Annotated in this window: 17 protein-coding genes; 11 read left to right on the top strand and 6 right to left on the bottom strand. The window is 60.6% G+C overall.

Annotation, left to right across the window (positions count from 1 at the left end; genetic code table 11):
- The first annotated feature begins 67 nt into the window (after positions 1 to 67).
- Entirely contained in the window at positions 68 to 544 is a 477-nt protein-coding gene (locus BLW50_RS04630) for an RDD family protein (RefSeq protein WP_090698151.1), read from the top strand.
- A gap of 16 nt (positions 545 to 560) precedes the next feature.
- Here the strand turns inward: BLW50_RS04630 and BLW50_RS04625 are convergent, their stop codons facing one another.
- On the bottom strand, positions 561 to 1,430 hold the full coding sequence (locus BLW50_RS04625; RefSeq protein ID WP_090698148.1) for a LysR family transcriptional regulator: 870 nt from the start codon (positions 1,428 to 1,430) through the stop codon (positions 561 to 563).
- 122 nt (positions 1,431 to 1,552) lie between these two features.
- Here BLW50_RS04625 and BLW50_RS04620 point away from each other — a divergent pair, with 122 nt between their 5' ends.
- A complete protein-coding gene (locus BLW50_RS04620) occupies positions 1,553 to 2,977 on the top strand; it encodes an MFS transporter (RefSeq protein ID WP_090698145.1) in 1,425 nt (474 codons plus the stop codon).
- Here BLW50_RS04620 and BLW50_RS04615 read toward each other — a convergent pair.
- Complete coding sequence (locus BLW50_RS04615) at positions 2,974 to 3,372, bottom strand: DUF2306 domain-containing protein (protein ID WP_090698141.1); 399 nt, start codon at positions 3,370 to 3,372, stop codon at positions 2,974 to 2,976. The genes BLW50_RS04620 and BLW50_RS04615 overlap by 4 nt on opposite strands.
- A 164-nt stretch (positions 3,373 to 3,536) precedes the next feature.
- On the opposite strand from BLW50_RS04615, the gene BLW50_RS04610 reads away from it, so the two are divergent.
- The 3 genes from BLW50_RS04610 to BLW50_RS04600 all read left to right on the top strand — a co-directional run bounded on the left by BLW50_RS04610 (position 3,537) and on the right by BLW50_RS04600 (position 6,491).
- Entirely contained in the window at positions 3,537 to 4,163 is a 627-nt protein-coding gene (locus tag BLW50_RS04610; RefSeq protein ID WP_090698138.1) for a glutathione S-transferase family protein, read from the top strand.
- Between the two features lie 110 nt (positions 4,164 to 4,273).
- Positions 4,274 to 5,020 carry an arginyltransferase gene (locus tag BLW50_RS04605; protein WP_090698134.1) on the top strand — a complete coding sequence of 249 codons (747 nt, stop codon included), beginning with the start codon at positions 4,274 to 4,276 and terminating at the stop codon, positions 5,018 to 5,020.
- Positions 5,021 to 5,330: 310 nt separating this feature from the next.
- On the top strand, positions 5,331 to 6,491 hold the full coding sequence (locus tag BLW50_RS04600; RefSeq protein ID WP_139267466.1) for a DUF3592 domain-containing protein: 1,161 nt from the start codon (positions 5,331 to 5,333) through the stop codon (positions 6,489 to 6,491).
- A gap of 31 nt (positions 6,492 to 6,522) precedes the next feature.
- On the opposite strand, the gene BLW50_RS04595 is transcribed toward BLW50_RS04600, so the two are convergent.
- Together BLW50_RS04595 and BLW50_RS04590 are read right to left on the bottom strand one after the other, a co-directional pair.
- Positions 6,523 to 7,779, bottom strand: a complete 1,257-nt coding sequence (locus BLW50_RS04595) for a glycosyltransferase family 4 protein (RefSeq protein ID WP_170849983.1) — start codon at positions 7,777 to 7,779, stop codon at positions 6,523 to 6,525.
- A 139-nt stretch (positions 7,780 to 7,918) separates the two neighbouring features.
- Entirely contained in the window at positions 7,919 to 9,163 is a 1,245-nt protein-coding gene (locus BLW50_RS04590) for a class I SAM-dependent methyltransferase (RefSeq protein ID WP_210186033.1), read from the bottom strand.
- 153 nt (positions 9,164 to 9,316) lie between these two features.
- Between BLW50_RS04590 and BLW50_RS04585 the strand changes: the two genes are divergently transcribed.
- The 5 genes from BLW50_RS04585 (at position 9,317) to BLW50_RS04565 (ending at position 13,707) form a co-directional block, all read left to right on the top strand.
- Positions 9,317 to 10,501: an NAD(P)/FAD-dependent oxidoreductase gene (locus BLW50_RS04585; RefSeq protein WP_090698123.1), complete on the top strand. Its 1,185-nt coding sequence runs from the start codon at positions 9,317 to 9,319 to the stop codon at positions 10,499 to 10,501.
- A gap of 103 nt (positions 10,502 to 10,604) precedes the next feature.
- Positions 10,605 to 10,814 carry a dodecin gene (locus tag BLW50_RS04580; RefSeq protein WP_090708695.1) on the top strand — a complete coding sequence of 70 codons (210 nt, stop codon included), beginning with the start codon at positions 10,605 to 10,607 and terminating at the stop codon, positions 10,812 to 10,814.
- Positions 10,815 to 10,932: 118 nt separating this feature from the next.
- Positions 10,933 to 11,985 carry a hypothetical protein gene (locus BLW50_RS30225; protein WP_139267465.1) on the top strand — a complete coding sequence of 351 codons (1,053 nt, stop codon included), beginning with the start codon at positions 10,933 to 10,935 and terminating at the stop codon, positions 11,983 to 11,985.
- Positions 11,933 to 12,466: a YcxB family protein gene (locus tag BLW50_RS04570; protein WP_139267463.1), complete on the top strand. Its 534-nt coding sequence runs from the start codon at positions 11,933 to 11,935 to the stop codon at positions 12,464 to 12,466. Before BLW50_RS30225 ends, BLW50_RS04570 begins: the two co-directional genes overlap by 53 nt.
- Before the next feature lie 173 nt (positions 12,467 to 12,639).
- Positions 12,640 to 13,707 carry a DUF1963 domain-containing protein gene (locus BLW50_RS04565; RefSeq protein WP_090698111.1) on the top strand — a complete coding sequence of 356 codons (1,068 nt, stop codon included), beginning with the start codon at positions 12,640 to 12,642 and terminating at the stop codon, positions 13,705 to 13,707.
- 68 nt (positions 13,708 to 13,775) lie between these two features.
- Here the strand turns inward: BLW50_RS04565 and parC are convergent, their stop codons facing one another.
- Together parC and BLW50_RS04555 are read right to left on the bottom strand one after the other, a co-directional pair.
- Positions 13,776 to 16,028 (bottom strand): DNA topoisomerase IV subunit A, encoded by a 2,253-nt coding sequence (gene parC / locus BLW50_RS04560; RefSeq protein WP_090698108.1) that lies wholly within the window; start codon positions 16,026 to 16,028, stop codon positions 13,776 to 13,778.
- 99 nt (positions 16,029 to 16,127) lie between these two features.
- The gene (locus tag BLW50_RS04555; RefSeq protein WP_090698104.1) at positions 16,128 to 16,736 is read right to left on the bottom strand and encodes an NAD(P)-dependent oxidoreductase; all 609 of its coding nucleotides are present in this window, start codon (positions 16,734 to 16,736) and stop codon (positions 16,128 to 16,130) included.
- Positions 16,737 to 16,810: 74 nt separating this feature from the next.
- Between BLW50_RS04555 and BLW50_RS04550 the strand changes: the two genes are divergently transcribed.
- Entirely contained in the window at positions 16,811 to 17,212 is a 402-nt protein-coding gene (locus BLW50_RS04550; RefSeq protein WP_090698100.1) for a winged helix-turn-helix transcriptional regulator, read from the top strand.
- Positions 17,213 to 17,238: the final 26 nt, after the last annotated feature.

Below are 17,238 nucleotides of genomic sequence, written 5' to 3'. Positions count from 1 at the left end.
CTTGCGCGCGGCTCGGCGTTCCCCAAATGATAGGCGTCGCGGCTTTCGCTGCTTCGAGAGGACCAAGATGAGCTATTCCGGCCAGAACTCCCCCGCCCCGGTGATCTTCGATCAAGATCTACCGGCCGCTGCCCTTGAGGGCGTGCGGACGCGTCGGATCATCGCGGTCTGTCTTGACCTGATCCTCGTCACCATTCTCGTGACCGTCGCCTTCATGGTGTTGGGCATCCTGGGTGTCGTCACGTTCGGCCTCGCCTGGCTACCCATCCCCTTCCTGTTTCCGCTGGTCGCATTCTTCTACAACGGCCTCACGGTCTCGGGCTGGCGTCATGGCACGCCCGGCATGCGCTTCATGGATCTCGAAGCCAGCCTCACCGACGGCCATCCGGTGCCGTTCATCAATGCCGCCGCTCATGCGGTGCTGTTCTATCTGAGCTTCACCATCCTGACGCCGTTCTCGCTGCTGGTCTGCCTGTTCACCCGCAACAAGCGCTGCCTGCACGACATCCTGTCGGACGTGATCATCACCCGCCGCCGCGACTAGAGCGCGCCAAGCTTTTTTATCGCAACGACAGATCGCGGTTCTCGACAACGGCGGCCGCGACGAAATCCATTACGGCGCGAACCGCCGGCGCTTGGCGCAAGTCGTGATGGACCGCGAGCCAGATGTCGCGCGCGAAAGCCGGGACGTCTTGATCGATCCGCACCAGATCGCGGTCTCTCTCCCCGATAAAGCAGGGTAAGCCGGCCACACCGGCCCCCGCCCGCGCGGCGATGAGATGTTCACTGATAAGGTTCAATTCGCAGGCCACAGGCCGTTTGCCGGCAATGCCGAGCAGCCACACCTGCTGCGGCATGTCGGCGAAGCTCTCGTCGAAGGCGATGAACTGCCAGCGCTCGGGTATCGTCAAATGGACATAGGCCCGGTGCGCGTAGAGGCCGAAGGGCATCCTGCCGATCTTCCGCGCCACGCTGCTCGCTTCATCGGGCTGGGCCATGCGTAGGGCAACATCGGCCTCGCGCCGGCTGAGCGAAATCTGCTGCCCTTCAGAAGACAACGAAAGGCGAATATCGGGATATTCGGTGCGGAAGCGCGTCAAGCGCTCCGCCAGAAGATGCGTGACCAGAACCGGCGCCGCACTCAGCGTGACCCGGCCGACAAGCGGCGCATGAGCAGCCTTCGCCAACCGGGCGATGCCATGGGCGCCGGCTTCCATTTCCAGCGCGCGCTCGAACACCTGCTGGCCGGTCGTGGTGAGACGGCAGGATCGCGGCAGGCGATCGACCAGCCGCACGTCGAGCGCCGCCTCAAGGGCAGCGAGCCGCCGGCTCACCGTCGCATGATCGACTTTCAAGCTGCGGGCAGCGGCAGACAGCGACCCGCTTTGCGCCACGGCGAGGAAATGCCGGATGTCTTCCCAGTCAACCATTTGCCAATCGACAATCTGTGCGAAATCTCAAGGATCAGTCGCATATATACCGAATTTTCGCATAGTGCGCACGGGCGTATTGCGGGGCGACCCATTTTGGCAAACCCTTTTGGATCCTTGCAATGTCGCCTTCTCCCGCCTCCCGGTCGCGGCTCACGCTCATCGGCGCCGCCCTCGGCTTCGTCGTCGTTGTCGTTGATGTCAGCGTCGTCAATGTCGCGCTCGACGCCTTCCGTGCCGACTTCTCAACAAACGTCGCCGGCCTCGAATGGGTGGTCAACGCCTATACGCTGATCTTCGCCGCCCTGCTTCTCACCACTGGAACGCTGGGCGACCGCTTTGGCGCGCGCAAGGTCTTCGTTGCCGGCTTCGTCCTGTTCACGGCCGCCTCCGTCGCCTGTGGCCTCGCCCCCACGCTGATGACATTGGTTATGGCGCGCCTCGTTCAGGGTGCGGGCGCGGCGCTGCTCATTCCCAATTCGCTCTCGCTCGTTCAACAGGCATTCCCGGTCGAGGCGACACGCCACCGTGCCGTGGGCTGGTGGAGCGCCGCCGGCGGCAGTGCGCTGGCCGCGGGCCCCGTCATCGGCGGCTTTCTCGTCGCCCATTTCGGCTGGCGCAGCATCTTTCTCATCAATCTGCCGATCGGCTTGATCGGATTGGCGATCACGCTGCGCTATGCCCCGCGCAGCCCCGTCAATGCGCGCCGATCGCTCGACCTGCCCGGACAAGGAACCGCCATCATCGCGCTCGCCGCATTGGCCACGGCGTTGATCGAAGCCGGACATCTCGGGTGGACGAATCCGACCATCATCATTGCCCTGTCGGTCGCCGTGATCGCCACCGTCGCCTTCATCGCGATCGAAGCCAGGACGACGGAGCCGATGTTGCCGCTGACGCTGTTCCAATCACGTGCCTTCACGATCGCCTCGATCAGCGGCGCCTTTTTGAATTTCGCCTATTATGGATTGATCTTCGTTTTCAGCCTCTACTTCCAATGGCAACAGAAGTTCTCGCCGCAGGAGACGGGGCTAGCCTTTCTGCCGATGACCATCGTACTCATGATCGCCAATATCGCCAGCGGCCTTCTCATCACCCGTCTTGGCGCGCGTCGTCTGATGGTGCTGGGCCAAATGCTGGCGGCCAGCGGCTATCTGCTGCTCCTGGGCGCCGTGACGACGGGCTCCTATGCGCTGCTCATCGTGCCGATGCTGATGGCGGCCGGCGGCCTTGCCCTGGTGGTGCCCACCATCACCAACATGACGCTCTCCGCCGTAGAGCCCTCGCGCGCCGGCCTCGCCTCGGGTGTGCTCAACACCGCCCGGCAAGTCGGCGGCATGCTGGGCGTGGCAGTCTGCGGCTATCTCGTGCGCGACATCTCAGAACACGCTTTCATGGACGGCATGCTGCTGTCTCTCGCCCTCGCCGTCATCCTTTTCCTCTCTGGCGCGCTGCTCTCGCTTTTGTGGCTCGATCGCGCCGCGTCGAAGGACATGCCCCACGGCACGAAGCAGGAAGCGAATGCCGATCGCAGCTGCCCGGCCTAACCACCCAAAACCACCCGCGCCATCAAGCGGCCGGGAATGAAGGTGAACAGCCCGGCGATCACCAGCGCCCCAACGAACAAGCCGATCATGGCGCGCTGATGCACGCGCACCTTGTGCTTATGCGCCGCGTAGACCGCGAGCGGCAGCGTCACCAAGGTGAAGATCGACAGGAAATGGATCGGGCTCCATGGCCCGAACAGGCGCAGTTCGTGAATCCAGAACGACGACAGCGCCACCGCCAGCATCAGCCCAACCCAGATCCAACCAAACGTGCGATGCGGCAGCGTGCCCTTCGACGCGGCGAACTGAACGACGCCAAGCGCGAAGGCGGCCATCGCCGCGAAGGCATGAATCTGGATGGCGAGAGGCGCGGCCAGCAGCGGCGCAAGCGACATGAATTCTCTCCAATTTGGCCACTCTTGACCCGCACCCTCAGCCGGTCGCGGCGTCCGCTCAGCTGCGAAAGCCGCAAGGGAGGCCCGTCGTTGATTCCTTGATTTTGTAATGTTAATTCTATTTACATTGAGCTTCAAGCCCCTCGAACCCTTCAGGAACCCTCATGATCACGGTTCACCACCTCAACAATTCCCGCTCCCAGCGCGTGCTCTGGCTACTGGAGGAATTGGGGCTCCCTTACGAAATCGTCCGCTATGAGCGCGACCCCAAAACCATGCTCGCGCCACCGGCGCTGCGCGCCATTCATCCGCTCGGCAAATCGCCCGTCATCACCGACAACGGCGAGACCTATGCCGAGTCCGGCGCCATTCTCGAACATCTGGTGGAGACCTATGGCAACGGCCGCCTGATCCCGGCGGCGGGCACACCAGAGCGCCAGCGCTATCGCATGTGGATGCATTATGCCGAGGGCTCCGCCATGCCGCCGTTGCTGATGAAACTGGTGCTTTCGCGCCTGCCCAACACGGAGGGCGCCGTCGCAGGCTTCATCGATCCGCAGCTCGCCCAGCATGCCGATTATTGGGAGACGGCGCTTGGCCAATCCGAATGGTTCGCCGGCGATGCCTTTACCGCCGCCGACATCCAGATGAGCTTTCCCATCGAGGCCGCCGCCGCCCGTGGCGACGGCAAGGCGCGGCCGAAAACCGCCGCTTTTCTCCAGCGCATCCACGCCCGCCCGGCCTATCTCGCCGCCGTCGAACGGGGCGGGCCTTATGCGCTCATGCGGTAATAGAGGGCCGCTTACACCTAATATCTGGAGGTTCGCCCCGAAGATGTTCTGGCTTTCGTAAGCCTTTTTGCTAACCTTACGGGGATGATGAACGCTGGAGTCTTCGGAGCGTGACGAGCGAACCGCGCGACGCCCCGCAATTCTATCTCACCTCGCCTTCGCCCTGCCCTTATCTGCCGGGGCGGGAGGAGCGGAAGGTGTTTACCCATCTGGTCGGGCGCAAGGCGGTGGCGCTGAACAATGCGCTCACCGAAAGCGGCTTCCGTCGCTCCCAGACCATTGCCTATCGTCCCGCCTGCGAGGAATGCCGCGCCTGCGTTTCGGTGCGCGTCCGCGTCGACGAGTTCAAGCCGACCCGCAACATGCGCCGCGTGCTCGACGCCAACAGCGATCTCATCGGCGCCTCCCTGCCCGCACGGCCGACCTCGGAACAATATTCGCTGTTTCGCGGCTATCTCGACGCCCGCCACGGCGATGGCGGCATGGCCGACATGAACGTGCTCGATTACACGATGATGATCGAGGACACCCATGTCGAAACCAGGCTGGTCGAATATCGCCGCCGTGGCCCCGACAGCTCCATCAACGGACGCGGCACCGGTCCATTGATCGCCGTCTGCCTCACCGATGTGCTCGCCGATGGCCTGTCGATGGTCTATTCCTTCTACGATACCGAACACGCGGACCGCTCACTTGGCACCTTCATGATCCTCGATCATATCGAGCGCACGCGCCGCCTCGGCCTACCCCACCTCTATCTCGGCTATTGGGTCGATGGCTCGCGCAAGATGGCCTACAAGGCCCGCTTCCTGCCGCAGGAGCGGCTCGGCATGGACGGCTGGGACGTGGTCGACTGAACGGCCTTGTGTGCCCGCACACATTTCGCCAACCGCTGGACAGGCATAGGCTGACCATGGACTGCCATGGAGCCGGGCCCTGGAACTCAACGTCAACAACCGCCTCATCGCCCGCCCGACATCTGACGATATCGCCGCCGCGATCGACGCGACGCCCTATCCAGCCGGCTGGTTCCTCCGTCTCGCGTCCGACGATGGCACCTCTGTCGAGGCCTTTGCCGAAGGCAGCGCCTTCCGTCTCCATAGCCGGAGAAACGATCAACGTCAGCGTTCGATCGACACCATCGATGCCGCGACGCTGAAAGCCTTGTTGGGCAAATATCTGCACCGCGACCGATCCTGGGCCCGCGCCTGCAAATGGCGGCAGGAAGCCGAGGCGAGCTCCGCCGCAATCCCCACCAACAGAGGCATGGCGGAACCACCCGCCTGGGCCGTGGCGATCATGGTCGGCACCATCGCCCTCGTCGTCCTGGCCTTCACGCTGCTGGACGGCAGCGACAATTCCTGGCGCAATGCGCTACCTTTCACCAATTATCATACGTTCTGGATCGGCCTGATCTTCCTGCCGATCCTCATGCTCCTCATCCTCGCGTTCGCCGTGAAGATGATCGAAATGCGCAAGGCGGCGCATTGGCCGAGCGCCATGGGACGGATCACCCGCTCGACCCTCGAAGCGCGCCACAGCAAGGGAACGAGCGACACGCTTCAAGTCCATAACGTGCCGTCGGTCGCCTATGAATTCACCACCGATGGACGCAGGTGGAGCAGCCAGCGTATCGGCATCGGCGAAGATTCTGGTGGCGCCAACACCGAGGCCACCCTGCAACGCTATCCTGTCGGCGCCGTCGTCAAAGTGTTTTACAATCCGAAGAACCCAAATGACTGCGTGCTGGAGCGCGATCCGCCCTCCGGCATGGGCAAAGGCTGCCTCATCGGCTTCGCGGCCCTGGCGCTATTTGCGCTCGTCGTCTGGTATCTTGTCACCAATGCGACGCGCCTCCTCGGCGATCATCTGCCAAACGGCAATGCCCCTGCCACGGTCTTCGCCATCTGTTTCGGCTTGCTGCTGCTCCTGGCGTTCGTCGCCGGCTACCGCGCTTCGCGCGCCGCCGCCAATTGGCCGGTCGTGCGTGGACGGATCATCACGAGCGAAGTGGAAACCATTCACAAGATGGAGGACGGACGTTCGCGCACCGCTTACGCGCCAGCGGTCGAATATACCTATCAAGTGCGCGGGCTCGACTACCACGGCCGCCAGATCAAATTCGGCATCGGCGTCTCCGGCGCGCGTGGCTTCGCCGAAAAGACCATCGCTCACTATCCACTCGGCAGCGATGTCGACGTTCACTACGATCCGGCCAATCCCTCGAACGCGGCGCTGGAAAACCCGACCGGCTATTACTGGTTCATATTGGTGGTGGCGCTCGCCTGTTTCGCGCTCGCCGCCTTCACCAGCGGTGTTCTAAGATAAGCCAAGCCACACCTGCGCCAAATCCGATAGGTCACAGACCAGCAGGCGCGCCTTCTGCGCTCGTCAACGGCACCTTGGCGCGGACACGGTCCGGCATATTCAAAACAACACGCATGCGCTCGGCGAAAGCCTTCGGCGAAAACGTCTCCGCCCTGGCCAGCCCAGCCGCCGCAAGCTGGCTCCAAGTTACGTCGTCGCTGCTGATGGTCTCCATCGCGCGCGCCAGTTCATCGACTGCAAAAGGATCGACCAAGATCGCGGCATCGGCCGCAATTTCGGCCATCGATGCCGTGTTGGACGTGATCACCGGGGTTCCCAATTGCATCGCCTCGAGAACTGGCAAGCCAAACCCTTCATAGAGAGAAGGAAACACGACGGCGCGAGCGCCCCGGATCAAACGCGCAATATCCGCATCCTTTGCCTTGTTGATGCGTATGATCCGCTTGCCTCCCCCATTCATCCGGCTCGTCCCATCAAGACTGCGGGACAGAAAGTCCAGACGCGTGATCGTCTCTTCATTGAGCCAACCGGAACTCGAGCAGACCACGAGGGGCAGCGTGGTGGCGGATTTCAAATAGGCGTCGATCATTCTCTCAACGTTCTTGCGCGGTTCGATGGCGCCAACGAAGAGGAGATAGTTACGCAGTTGCAGTCCCGCCGACGCCGCAACGAATTTCTCGATTTCATCCTCGGGCGCAGCAGCAATCGTCGCCTCGGTGCTCGCGCTAAGATAGGTGTTTAGGATGCTCTCCTTGTCGACGGCAAAGATGCGGGCAATCTCGCTACGGCTGAACTCCGAGATCGTGACAATCTGATCAGCCGTCTCAAGAATGGTGCGGAACATCTTCATTTCATGCTCCGCATTGCCGAGCGTCGCATAGGGCAGAACAAACGGAATCAAATCGAGAATCGTATAGATATTTTTGATGCCCTCAGCCCGGATTGGCACGGGCATGGTCCAGTGCATCAGCTCCACGTCTTTGGGCAGACGGACTGTCAGAAACCGGCCGGTTTTGGCGAAATGGCGCTGCGCCCGCCCCAACGGCATGGGCGCATTCAAAACACCGTCAAGACAGCTGAACCGCTCGGCAACCGGCCTATACTGCACGGTCCCCGACCGCTCGACACGAGACGCCTGGACCTTTCCCATCAGGCCATCTGTGAACCACCGCAACCGCTCCCGCAATGGCAGATCGCCGACCACTATGCCCTGACGATGGAAGGCTATCTCCGCCAATTCGGGATCATCGAACCGGGGTGCAATACGTCCGAACAAGCCGTCGACCATCACGCCGTTGGCGCGATAGGCCGCGGCGAGGCTGCGCGCATAAACGCCAATGCCGGTTTGATGCGGAAGATCTATTGAATAAGCGTCAAGACAAACGCGCATGGTTCAACTCAATCCGATAAAATTCCGCCGCCGCACTTCAGATTTTTCTGCCTAGCACCACTGAACAATAGGCATGTTCCGCCCCCACCGCCCGACCAAGAAGCCGATGCAGCTCGACGACTTCCGCGTCATGGTCGATGATGTGGCGCACCTGTTGATCGACGCCAGGGACGCCCCAATAGGGGAACAGAAACAATCCCCCTTCCCGTTCGATCGAAAACCCGGCATCGGCGAACAGACGCCGCGTCTCGGCCATGTCGAACTCGCGGATATGCTGATAGTTGGTTTTGAATTCGGGAAATCCCATCTTCCGGGTCATGACCTGATTCAGGCTGGCGCGGTTGGCCACAGTCACGAAGAGACGGCCACCTGGCCGTATGACCCGTCCAATTTCCTGAAAGACTTTTTCAGCGTCCAGTACATGCTCGATCGCATCGACGAACAGCACCAGATCGAAAGAGGCATCGGCGAATGTGAGAGCCTCCGCATCCATCGCCTGAAACGAATGGTTCGGTGAGCTGTTGCGCTCGTTCGCCAGCCGGACGGCTTCGTCCGATAAATCTATGCCGATCACCCGTCGCGCGTTCTGCAATTTAGGGATGACGCGCCCATCGCCGCAACACAGATCCAGGACCTCCAGGTCACGGGCATCTTCGATGAATTCATCGACGTAGGTATCCACCTCGCCGTAATAGACCTTGTCGCGCAAGGTGACATATTCATAGCCACCGATGCGCCAGAATGCGTTCATGGCCTCGCGGAGTTCGGCGGAGTTCATCGCGGAAAAATTCCGGATGACCAAGGGCGCCGACGACACGGGCGGCGCCTGTGCCGGCGGCAACGCCTTGACGATCTCCTCGAAGGCGCGGACGTGTTCGCTCTCGCGCACCGACGCTAAATTCCGGTCTGGCACGTCTGCGAAAATAACGAACACTTCATTGGCGAAAACCGGAACCGCCTCTTGCGCAATTCGCGTTAGAAACTGGCGCTCAACAAGCTCAAGCTCGCCCTTGTGCAGCACCATCCAGTCGTAGACGGGCGGCTGCGGCGCGAACGTCGTGCCATAGGTGCTGACCACCGGAACAATCCGCCAGAACAATTCAGGTGCCAGAACCCGGTCGACAGGGCGTGCGTGCGACGACAAAAATGTAGCGGCCGACGTCCAGAACGGATCATCGTATGGAAAGGACATGATCGTCAGCCCTATGATCCGGCGGGTAGCGACGTCGCGCCGGTGAAATCTCGAGCCAGCTTGTATCGCAGAAAGCCCCAGGGCAATCATCTGGCCGGGCGCGACTTTATAGGAATTCACAGAAAACCAAACCGCAATGGCCTTTTACCCGCCTCGCCGACAATCATGACGAGCCTACGCCCGTAATCTTGCCGTCTTTCTGGCCGACATCGGCGATCCCGCCTCGCCACTTCGAGATAACCCATGCCTCAGATGACGAACAACCGGCGTGCCTTCATGATCGGCCTCTCCGGCCTTGGCGCCGTGGCCGCCACCCGCGCCTTCGCCGAGGAGGCCAGCGCCCCAAAGCCGCCAGCAACCGAGAAAGCTCCTCGTTTCACAGTGCCCTCTCTGGCGCCGGTGCATCTCAGCGCCGATCGCATCACGCGCATCACCGCCTGCATGCGCCCGTTCCGCGCCACCGGTCCACGCCTTGAAGTCGAGAGCGTCGGCAACAAGCGCGTGGTGCATAACTATGGCCACGGCGGCAGCGGCTGGTCGCTGTCCTGGGGGTCGAGCACGATCGCCGCGCGCTATGCGCTGGAAGGCGGCAAGCGCGACATCGCCGTCATCGGCTGCGGTGCGCTTGGCCTCACCTCCGCCCTGCTGCTGCGACGAGCCGGCGCCAGGGTGACCATCTATACCAAGGAGCGCACGCCGCAGACCCGCTCCTTCCGCGCCACCGGCACCTGGTCGCCGGACTCGCGCATCGCCGATGCCGATAGGGTGGCGCCAACCTTCCCGGCTTTGTGGGAAGACATGGCGCGCACCTCCTACGCCACCTATCAAACCCTGCTCGGCCTGCCGGGAGAGCCCGTCGCCTGGACCGATCGCTACGCTTTGTCCGACGATGCGCCGAAGCCACGCTCCATCGGCGACATTCACTTCGCCGAATATGAGAAGAAAGTATTGGCCGACATCACACCGCCCTTCCGTCTCCTGGCGCCCGGCTCCCATCCCTTCCCGGTCAACTATGTCAGACACGGCACCAGCATGCAGTTCAATGTCACCGAACTGGCCAGAATGCTGCTTGAGGATTTTCTGCGTGAAGGCGGCCAGATCGAAACCATGACGTTCAACACGCCGGCTGATCTGGCACGGCTCAAACAGCCCGTGGTGGTCAATTGCACCGGCTATGGCGCGCGGGCTTTATGGAAGGACGAGACGATCACACCCGTGCGCGGCCAGATCGCCTGGCTGCCGGCGCAGCCGGAGGTGCGCTACGGCGTCTATTATCGCAATGTCGTCGTTTTGCCGCGTCCCGACGGCATCGTCGTGCAACAGGCCGGCGACAATGACATGTGGGGCTACGGCATCGACAACGAGACGCCTGACCGCGCTGAATCCGAAGCCGCGATTGCGACATTCGCCGGCATCTTCAGACGCTGATCCCCCCAATTAATCTTAGCCTAGCCACGCCCAACGTCGTATAATCGCCACGCTGGGAGAGGACGCGTTCGATCGCGCTTCACGCCAACCAGGGAGAATGAACATGCAAGAACATGTCTACAAAATTCTCGAACTCGTTGGTTCCTCGGAAGACTCAATCGAGGAAGCGATCGAAAACGCCATCGCGCGGGCCACCAAGACCGTTCGCAACATGCGCTGGTTCGAAGTCACCAATACACGTGGTTTTATCGATAACGACAAGATCGCGCATTATCAGGTGACGATCCGTGTCGGCTTCACGCTTGAGGAATGAGGGGCCTCGATAAGCTGTCCAGACTAACCGGTTCCGACTTTAGCCACGTCGTTAATTTTTCCCGGCGGCGTAATTGCGTGACCGCGCGAAATCCATACTGAATCTAACGGATACAATCGTGACCGATACTCAATCAATGCGCTTCTTCACGCCACCGAAGTTGAGTCCCCTGAATCTCGATCTTGCATCGCTTAGGAAGCGGAATGGTTGGCCCGCGCAATTCGATGGGAGAACTCATGACGGGCGGGAAGTGTACTGTCGCTACCGAAACGGATGGCTGTCAGTTGACATTGCAAAAGCTGTCCAGTCGGACGTCCATAGCGACGCCGCCCACCTGTTGAATGAGCGTATAGGCCCATCTTTACATGCTTCGCTTTCAATAGGACAACTCTGTCATTACGCCGGCATCTCTATTCAAGGCGAGGTTCCAGCCCTCCCAACCGAAAATGAAAAAGACGATGACGATAGACCTTACATCGATCTGACTGGGGCAACCACGTATTATGACGTGAGCTTCGCGGCGACTGTCAGAACTGCGAGCAGTGTCGTCGATGCCCTCGCAAAGGCTTTTTCCGATAGCTACATCTTGCAAATAAACATTGATACGAAAGGCGATATCTATAAGCCTGAAGACCAAAGTATCAGCATCTACTCACCCGGATCGCGTCCGACATCGTCATATCTTCTCCTCATTGCCGGCAAGAAACCATCGGAGAAAGAGTTGTCGAGAAGGCCTCCGTGCTATGAAAATATTTGGCAGCTTGGAACAATATTCGAGATAAAGTTCCACGGCTTTTCCCATAAGATTCATCCATACGGAAAAATCCACGACACCAAACATCGCGTTGCCGGTCAGGTCGAAGATTGCCTCCACAATCCCTTGCGCATCGAGGCTACGTTCGCAACTGACAATGCAACCGATGAAGCTTTGGTTCGAGAAGTCGATACGGTCCTAAATCAATATTTTCCCACCAACAAAATCGAAGCTCGCATTCTTACAACCGGGGAGCTCCTGCCCGAACACTATGATCGGCCGATAGACCGCGCCATCGTTGAATGGATTCATCAAAGCGACGATCACTGGATGCATATTTCTACCGCATTAATTGGAGACCGTCGTGAGTATATTGGGTACAGACCAGCCAAATCGCAGCGTCACTTTTCAACTTGAAGCGGCGGACTATGTCACCGCCAACAAGCTGCATGTGCGCAAACAATATCGAAAGCCGCTTTTGCTTGTCTTTTCGATCTGCGTCACCCTGGCCTATCTCGTTTTTATCGTCATGAGTTGGCATCGCGCCCCGCCCGCGCCGCTTGCCGTCATCGTTCATGGCGCCTTCTGGGGCGGCATTCTCTGGTCACTCGTCAGCTATTTCTTCCTCGTTCCACGCCAAACGCGCAAAGCCTTCCAGGAACAGAAAGGCTTTCAATACCCCCTGACCCTGACGTGGTCGGACGATGGCATCGAGGTTCAGAACCAGCAAGGACGCGCCGCCTTCCCCTGGACCGATCTGTTCCGATGGGCGGAGGATCAACGCATCATCCTCTTCTATCATTCGTCCCGCCTCTTCCAGATGTTGCCGCGCCGCGTGCTGAGCGATGCTCAGGTCGACGATCTGCATCGCTGCATCAAGACGCCGAAAATCAAATGAGGACGGTCTCTTGGCCCGGACATCCACAGTCACGGTCAAGCCATAACAAGATGGTTAATGGCATTTGCCCCGGATTTCAGCGTCTTACATGCTGCTGCAGGGCATGGAACATGTGAACATCTGGTCCCCAGGGCGTTTCTCGACGCGCCGAAATCGGCGATAACGCCACGACCATGCCTGCCTTTCGTTCGACATATGATCTGGAAAAATCCCTTTGGGCCGCCGGTCTCGGCGCCGAAAGCCGCGACATTGCCGCCACCGTTCGGCCGGCGATCCTGTTCGTGCGTCAGCAGCAGCTTGACGATACATTGCCGGTCGGCACCAGCAAGATCGGCGGCTATCCCGATCTGCCGCACGATTTCATCTGGCCGCAGCGCCCAGCCTTTGCCGACGCCGCGAAACGGGCCGAGGCGCTGCACCAGCGCGGCAGCATGATCCGTGAAGGTCTCGAGCAATTACAGCGGGACCATCCAGACACGCATATTTCCGCCGACCATCTCGACGGCGTCGTGGCCCGGCACAAGGGCATGGCCGCCTATATGTATGTGCCGATGCCGCTGGCCTTCGTCGCGCAGATCAATCTATCGACCCTGGTTCACGAAGCGGGCTTCCCCGCCGATTTTCCCGACACCGGCCTGTTGAGCATTTTCAGCGACATCACCGGCGAGCAGTTCTCCGTCCACTGGCATCCAGAGACAACGACGCTCGAACGGCACGCCTGGCCGCATCGGCTCGTCGATTATTCCGATCGCTTCGGCCAAGGCGCCGAACGCCGGGACGGCAGTTGGCAATGGGAACGGCTGACCCATGCCGAAGTGCTGTTCCCCTTCTCCGCGCTGACCGTGCCGCACCATTGGAAATATGCCTTCCCCCATGGCAGCGCCAAATGGAGCAGGATTTGGGACTGGTTTCAGGAGGGCGCGCACAAACAGGCTTTCCATCCCGGCGCTGAACTCGTCGGCGGCGACGACACCGTCACCGCCAATTTCGGCGATCGTCTCGGCGGCTGGCCATCCGACATCCAAGGCAATGCCGAGCAGGAAATCGACAACAGCGAGATCATAAGCCCCGGCCTCACGCCCTGGCGTCATCTCTTCTCCTGGGGCGCGGAGAGCTATGCCGGCACCAGAACCATGCCCCATGACATGGGTGGAGACGGCAACACCTTCCTCATCCTGCATGAGGACGATCTCGCGGCTCGCCGCTTCGACCGGGTGAAGAGCATCTATCAGCAGACATAAAAAAGGCCGCTGCATTTAAGCCGCGGCCTTTAATTTATCAGAACTTGCAATTCATCAGAGCTTGAAACTCACCCGAACTTATTCGTCTTCGGGAAGCCCTTGGGCGGCAGGCGCCCGGCCTCGGCGCGGGCGCCGATCCATTCCTTCAGCTCGCCACGCTCGACAGTGAAGGTGCGCCCGGCGCTGTCCTTCCAGGTGAGTCCTTCCGACAGCTTGAACACTTTCGCGTCGGCGATGCTGCCATCCTTGTAGCGCTGCAGGCGAACGCCCTTGCCGCGCGCCATCTCCGGCACTTCATCGAGCTTGAAGACCAGCAATTTCCGGTTCTCGCCGATGGTGGCGACATGATCGCCATCGGCCTCGACGATGATGACGGCCTTCTCGCCCGGATCGACATTGAGCAGGGATTTGCCCTTGCGCGTATTGCCGATCATCTCGTCCTGCGACACCATGAACCCGCGTCCGTCGGACGAGGAGACCAGCATTTTCGTTCCGGATCGATAGGGGAAGAGCGCGGTGACGTCGGCGCCCTCCTCGATATCGACCATCAGGCGCACCGGCTCGCCGAAACCGCGACCACTCGGCAGTTTCGACGCCTCGAGCGTGAACACTTTGCCGTTGGTGGCAAACAGCAGGATCTTCTGCGTCGTCTCGGTGAAGAAGGCGGTCTTCAGATAATCATCGCCCTTGAAGGCGAGCGACGACAGATCGGCCTGATGGCCCCGCATGGTCCGCACCCAGCCCTTTTCGGACAGGACGACGGTGATCGGCTCGCGCTCAATCAGCGCTTCGGTGAGATCGATATCGGCGGTGACAGGCGCGGTCTCGAAGGTCGTGCGCCGTTTGCCGAGCTTGGCATCGGTGGCGAACTTCTTCTTCATGTCGCGAATTTGGATGGTGATGACTTTCCACTGCTTGGCTTCGTCCGCCAGCAGTTCCTCGATGCCACCCTTCTCCTGCGTAAGGTCGTCGTGCTCTTTCTTGAGCTGCATCTCTTCCAGGCGGCGCAAGGAGCGCAGTCGCGTGTCGAGGATGTAATTGGCCTGCACGTCGGAGAGTTCGAAGCGGACCTTCAGCGCATCCTTCGGCTCATCCTCCTCGCGGATGATGCGGATCACCTCGTCGAGATTGAGGTAGACGATGATCATGCCGGCCAGAACTTCCAACCGGTGTTCAATCTGGCCGAGACGATTGCGCGAACGGCGCACCAGCACGGTGCGGCGATGGTCGAGCCATTGCTTCAGCGCTTCCGACAGCGACACCACGCGGGGCACAACGCCATCGACCAGCACGTTCATATTGAGCGGGAAACGGCTTTCAAGCTCGGTCAGCTTGAACAGGGTCTCCATCATCACCGCCGGGTCAACCGTGCGCGAGCGCGGCTCGATGACAACCCGCACGTCCTCCGCCGATTCATCGCGAATGTCGGCGACGAGGGGCAGTTTCTTGTCGTTGATCAGCTCGGCCATCTTTTCGATGAGCCGGCTCTTCTGCACCATATAAGGAATTTCGGTGACGACGATGTTCCAGGTGCCGCGCGCGCCCTCTTCCTTCTCCCAACGCGAGCGGATGCGGAAAGAGCCGCGGCCGGTGCGATAGGCTTCCTGGATCTGTTCGGGCGTGTCGACGATAATGCCGCCGGTCGGAAAATCCGGTCCCGGCACGAAGGCACTCAGCTGATCCGAATTGGCCTTCGGATGGTTCACCAGATAGAGGGCGGCATCGCACAGCTCGCCGATATTATGCGGCGGGATCGATGTCGCCATGCCCACCGCGATGCCCTGCGCGCCATTGCCGAGCAGGTTCGGAAAAGCCGCCGGCAGAACGATCGGCTCTTTCTGGTCGCCGGAGTAATTCTCGCGGAAGTCGATGGCATCCTCATCGATGCCTTCGAGCAGCATGCGCGCCACTTCGGTCATGCGCGCTTCGGTGTAACGATAGGCCGCCGGGCTATCGCCATCGACGTTGCCGAAATTGCCCTGCCCCTCGATCAGCGGATAGCGCGAGGAGAAATCCTGGGCGAGACGCACCAGCGCGTCATAGATCGCCTGGTCGCCGTGCGGATGGAACGAACCCATCACGTCGCCGACGATCTTGGCGCATTTCTTAAAGGCGGTGCCCGGATCGAGCTTGAGGATGTGCATGCCGTAAAGAATACGGCGATGCACCGGCTTCAAGCCGTCGCGCGCGTCCGGCAGGGCGCGGCCCATGATGGTGGAAAGCGCGTAGGCGAGATAACGCTCTTCGAGCGCATCTTTCAGCGAAACGATATCGGCGCCGGAACCACCCGACGCGCTCGGCGGCGTGACGTTTTTGCTCATGGCCGCACGGGTAATGGAAGGGGCGAGTCGGGGCAAGTTTTTGGATGTGGATCGGCGCGTTTTCCGACCTTTTTCCGCCCCGCCCCGCCCTCAAATCGGTTAGTAGCCGACGGTGAAGCGCTGGCGAGAATGTCTTGGCGATTCAAGCTCATCGGCCAAGGCGATGGCATAATCCTCAAAGGAAATGCTGCTGCCCTTGTCGTTGGTGAGGAGCGTGTCCTTGCCCAGGCGGAACTTGCCGGTGCGCTCGCCGGCGGTAAACACGGCCGATGGCGACAGGAAGGTCCAGTCGAGCTCTTTTTCGGGGCGCAGGAGGTCGAGGAAGACGTTACCGGCCGAGGCCTCGACTTTGTAAATCGCCGGAAACTCTGGCGTATCAATGAGTTTCACCCCCGGCGCCACTTCCAGACTGCTAGCGCCGCCGACCACCAGATAGCGCTTCACGCCCGAAGCGCGCACCGCTTCGATCAGCTTATGCGGGTCGCTGGCCGAGAAATGCACCGAGCTGATCACCGCGTCATGGCCCGCGAGCAATTTGGCCAGCGCCGCCTGATCGTCGGCATCGCCCTTCTGGGCGGTGACGCCGGGCAGCGCCGGCACGGCTTCCGGCTTCCGGACGATCGCCGTAACCTTATGACCACGCTGGGAAAGTTCGGCCAGAATGCGCGAGCCGGCGTTCCCGGTGGCGCCGATAAGAGCGATTTTCATGACAGTATCCTTCTATTGGTTTCCAATGGATACTAGATGCTGTATAGATATCTTGCTGTAAAGAAGGCACCACGATGCGCTTAAGTCACCTCACCGAAACCGCCTCTGGCGATACCCTGCCGCCCAACCCCTATTCCGCCCTCTGCCCGACCCGGATGGTGCTCGATCGCGTCGCCGACAAATGGGCCGTGCTGATCCTGGGCCTCCTCGATCGCGGACCGCAGCGGTTTAATCAGCTGCGCCGTGAGATCGACGGCCTGTCGCAAAAAATGGCGTCGCACACATTGAAAAGCCTGGAGCGCGACGGCCTCGTGACACGCACCGCCATAGCCACCGTTCCAGTGACAGTCGAATATGCGATCACCCCACTCGGCCGCACCTTGGCACAGGCCGTCGATGCCCTGCGTCTCTGGGCCGAAAACAATTTCGCTGCCGTCATCGATGCGCAGCAGAGCTACGACCAACGGGTGAATTAGACGTCCCCTTCAGAAAACCGATCAGC

Source organism: Beijerinckia sp. 28-YEA-48 (assembly GCF_900104955.1).
Taxonomy (GTDB): domain Bacteria; phylum Pseudomonadota; class Alphaproteobacteria; order Rhizobiales; family Beijerinckiaceae; genus Terripilifer.
This window is presented reverse-complemented; position numbering and strand designations above follow the sequence as displayed.

What these genes read in the sequence shown, in the direction of transcription:
- BLW50_RS04630 (WP_090698151.1), top strand. Translation starts at nt 68, where the DNA reads ATGAGCTATTCCGGCCAGAACTCCCCCGCCCCGGTGATCTTCGATCAA.
- BLW50_RS04625 (WP_090698148.1), bottom strand. Translation starts at nt 1,430, where the DNA reads ATGGTTGACTGGGAAGACATCCGGCATTTCCTCGCCGTGGCGCAAAGC.
- BLW50_RS04620 (WP_090698145.1), top strand. Translation starts at nt 1,553, where the DNA reads ATGTCGCCTTCTCCCGCCTCCCGGTCGCGGCTCACGCTCATCGGCGCC.
- BLW50_RS04615 (WP_090698141.1), bottom strand. Translation starts at nt 3,372, where the DNA reads ATGTCGCTTGCGCCGCTGCTGGCCGCGCCTCTCGCCATCCAGATTCAT.
- BLW50_RS04610 (WP_090698138.1), top strand. Translation starts at nt 3,537, where the DNA reads ATGATCACGGTTCACCACCTCAACAATTCCCGCTCCCAGCGCGTGCTC.
- BLW50_RS04595 (WP_170849983.1), bottom strand. Translation starts at nt 7,779, where the DNA reads ATGGTCGACGGCTTGTTCGGACGTATTGCACCCCGGTTCGATGATCCC.
- BLW50_RS04590 (WP_210186033.1), bottom strand. Translation starts at nt 9,163, where the DNA reads ATGATTGCCCTGGGGCTTTCTGCGATACAAGCTGGCTCGAGATTTCAC.
- BLW50_RS04585 (WP_090698123.1), top strand. Translation starts at nt 9,317, where the DNA reads ATGCCTCAGATGACGAACAACCGGCGTGCCTTCATGATCGGCCTCTCC.
- BLW50_RS04580 (WP_090708695.1), top strand. Translation starts at nt 10,605, where the DNA reads ATGCAAGAACATGTCTACAAAATTCTCGAACTCGTTGGTTCCTCGGAA.
- BLW50_RS04565 (WP_090698111.1), top strand. Translation starts at nt 12,640, where the DNA reads ATGCCTGCCTTTCGTTCGACATATGATCTGGAAAAATCCCTTTGGGCC.
- parC (WP_090698108.1), bottom strand. Translation starts at nt 16,028, where the DNA reads ATGAGCAAAAACGTCACGCCGCCGAGCGCGTCGGGTGGTTCCGGCGCC.
- BLW50_RS04555 (WP_090698104.1), bottom strand. Translation starts at nt 16,736, where the DNA reads ATGAAAATCGCTCTTATCGGCGCCACCGGGAACGCCGGCTCGCGCATT.
- BLW50_RS04550 (WP_090698100.1), top strand. Translation starts at nt 16,811, where the DNA reads ATGCGCTTAAGTCACCTCACCGAAACCGCCTCTGGCGATACCCTGCCG.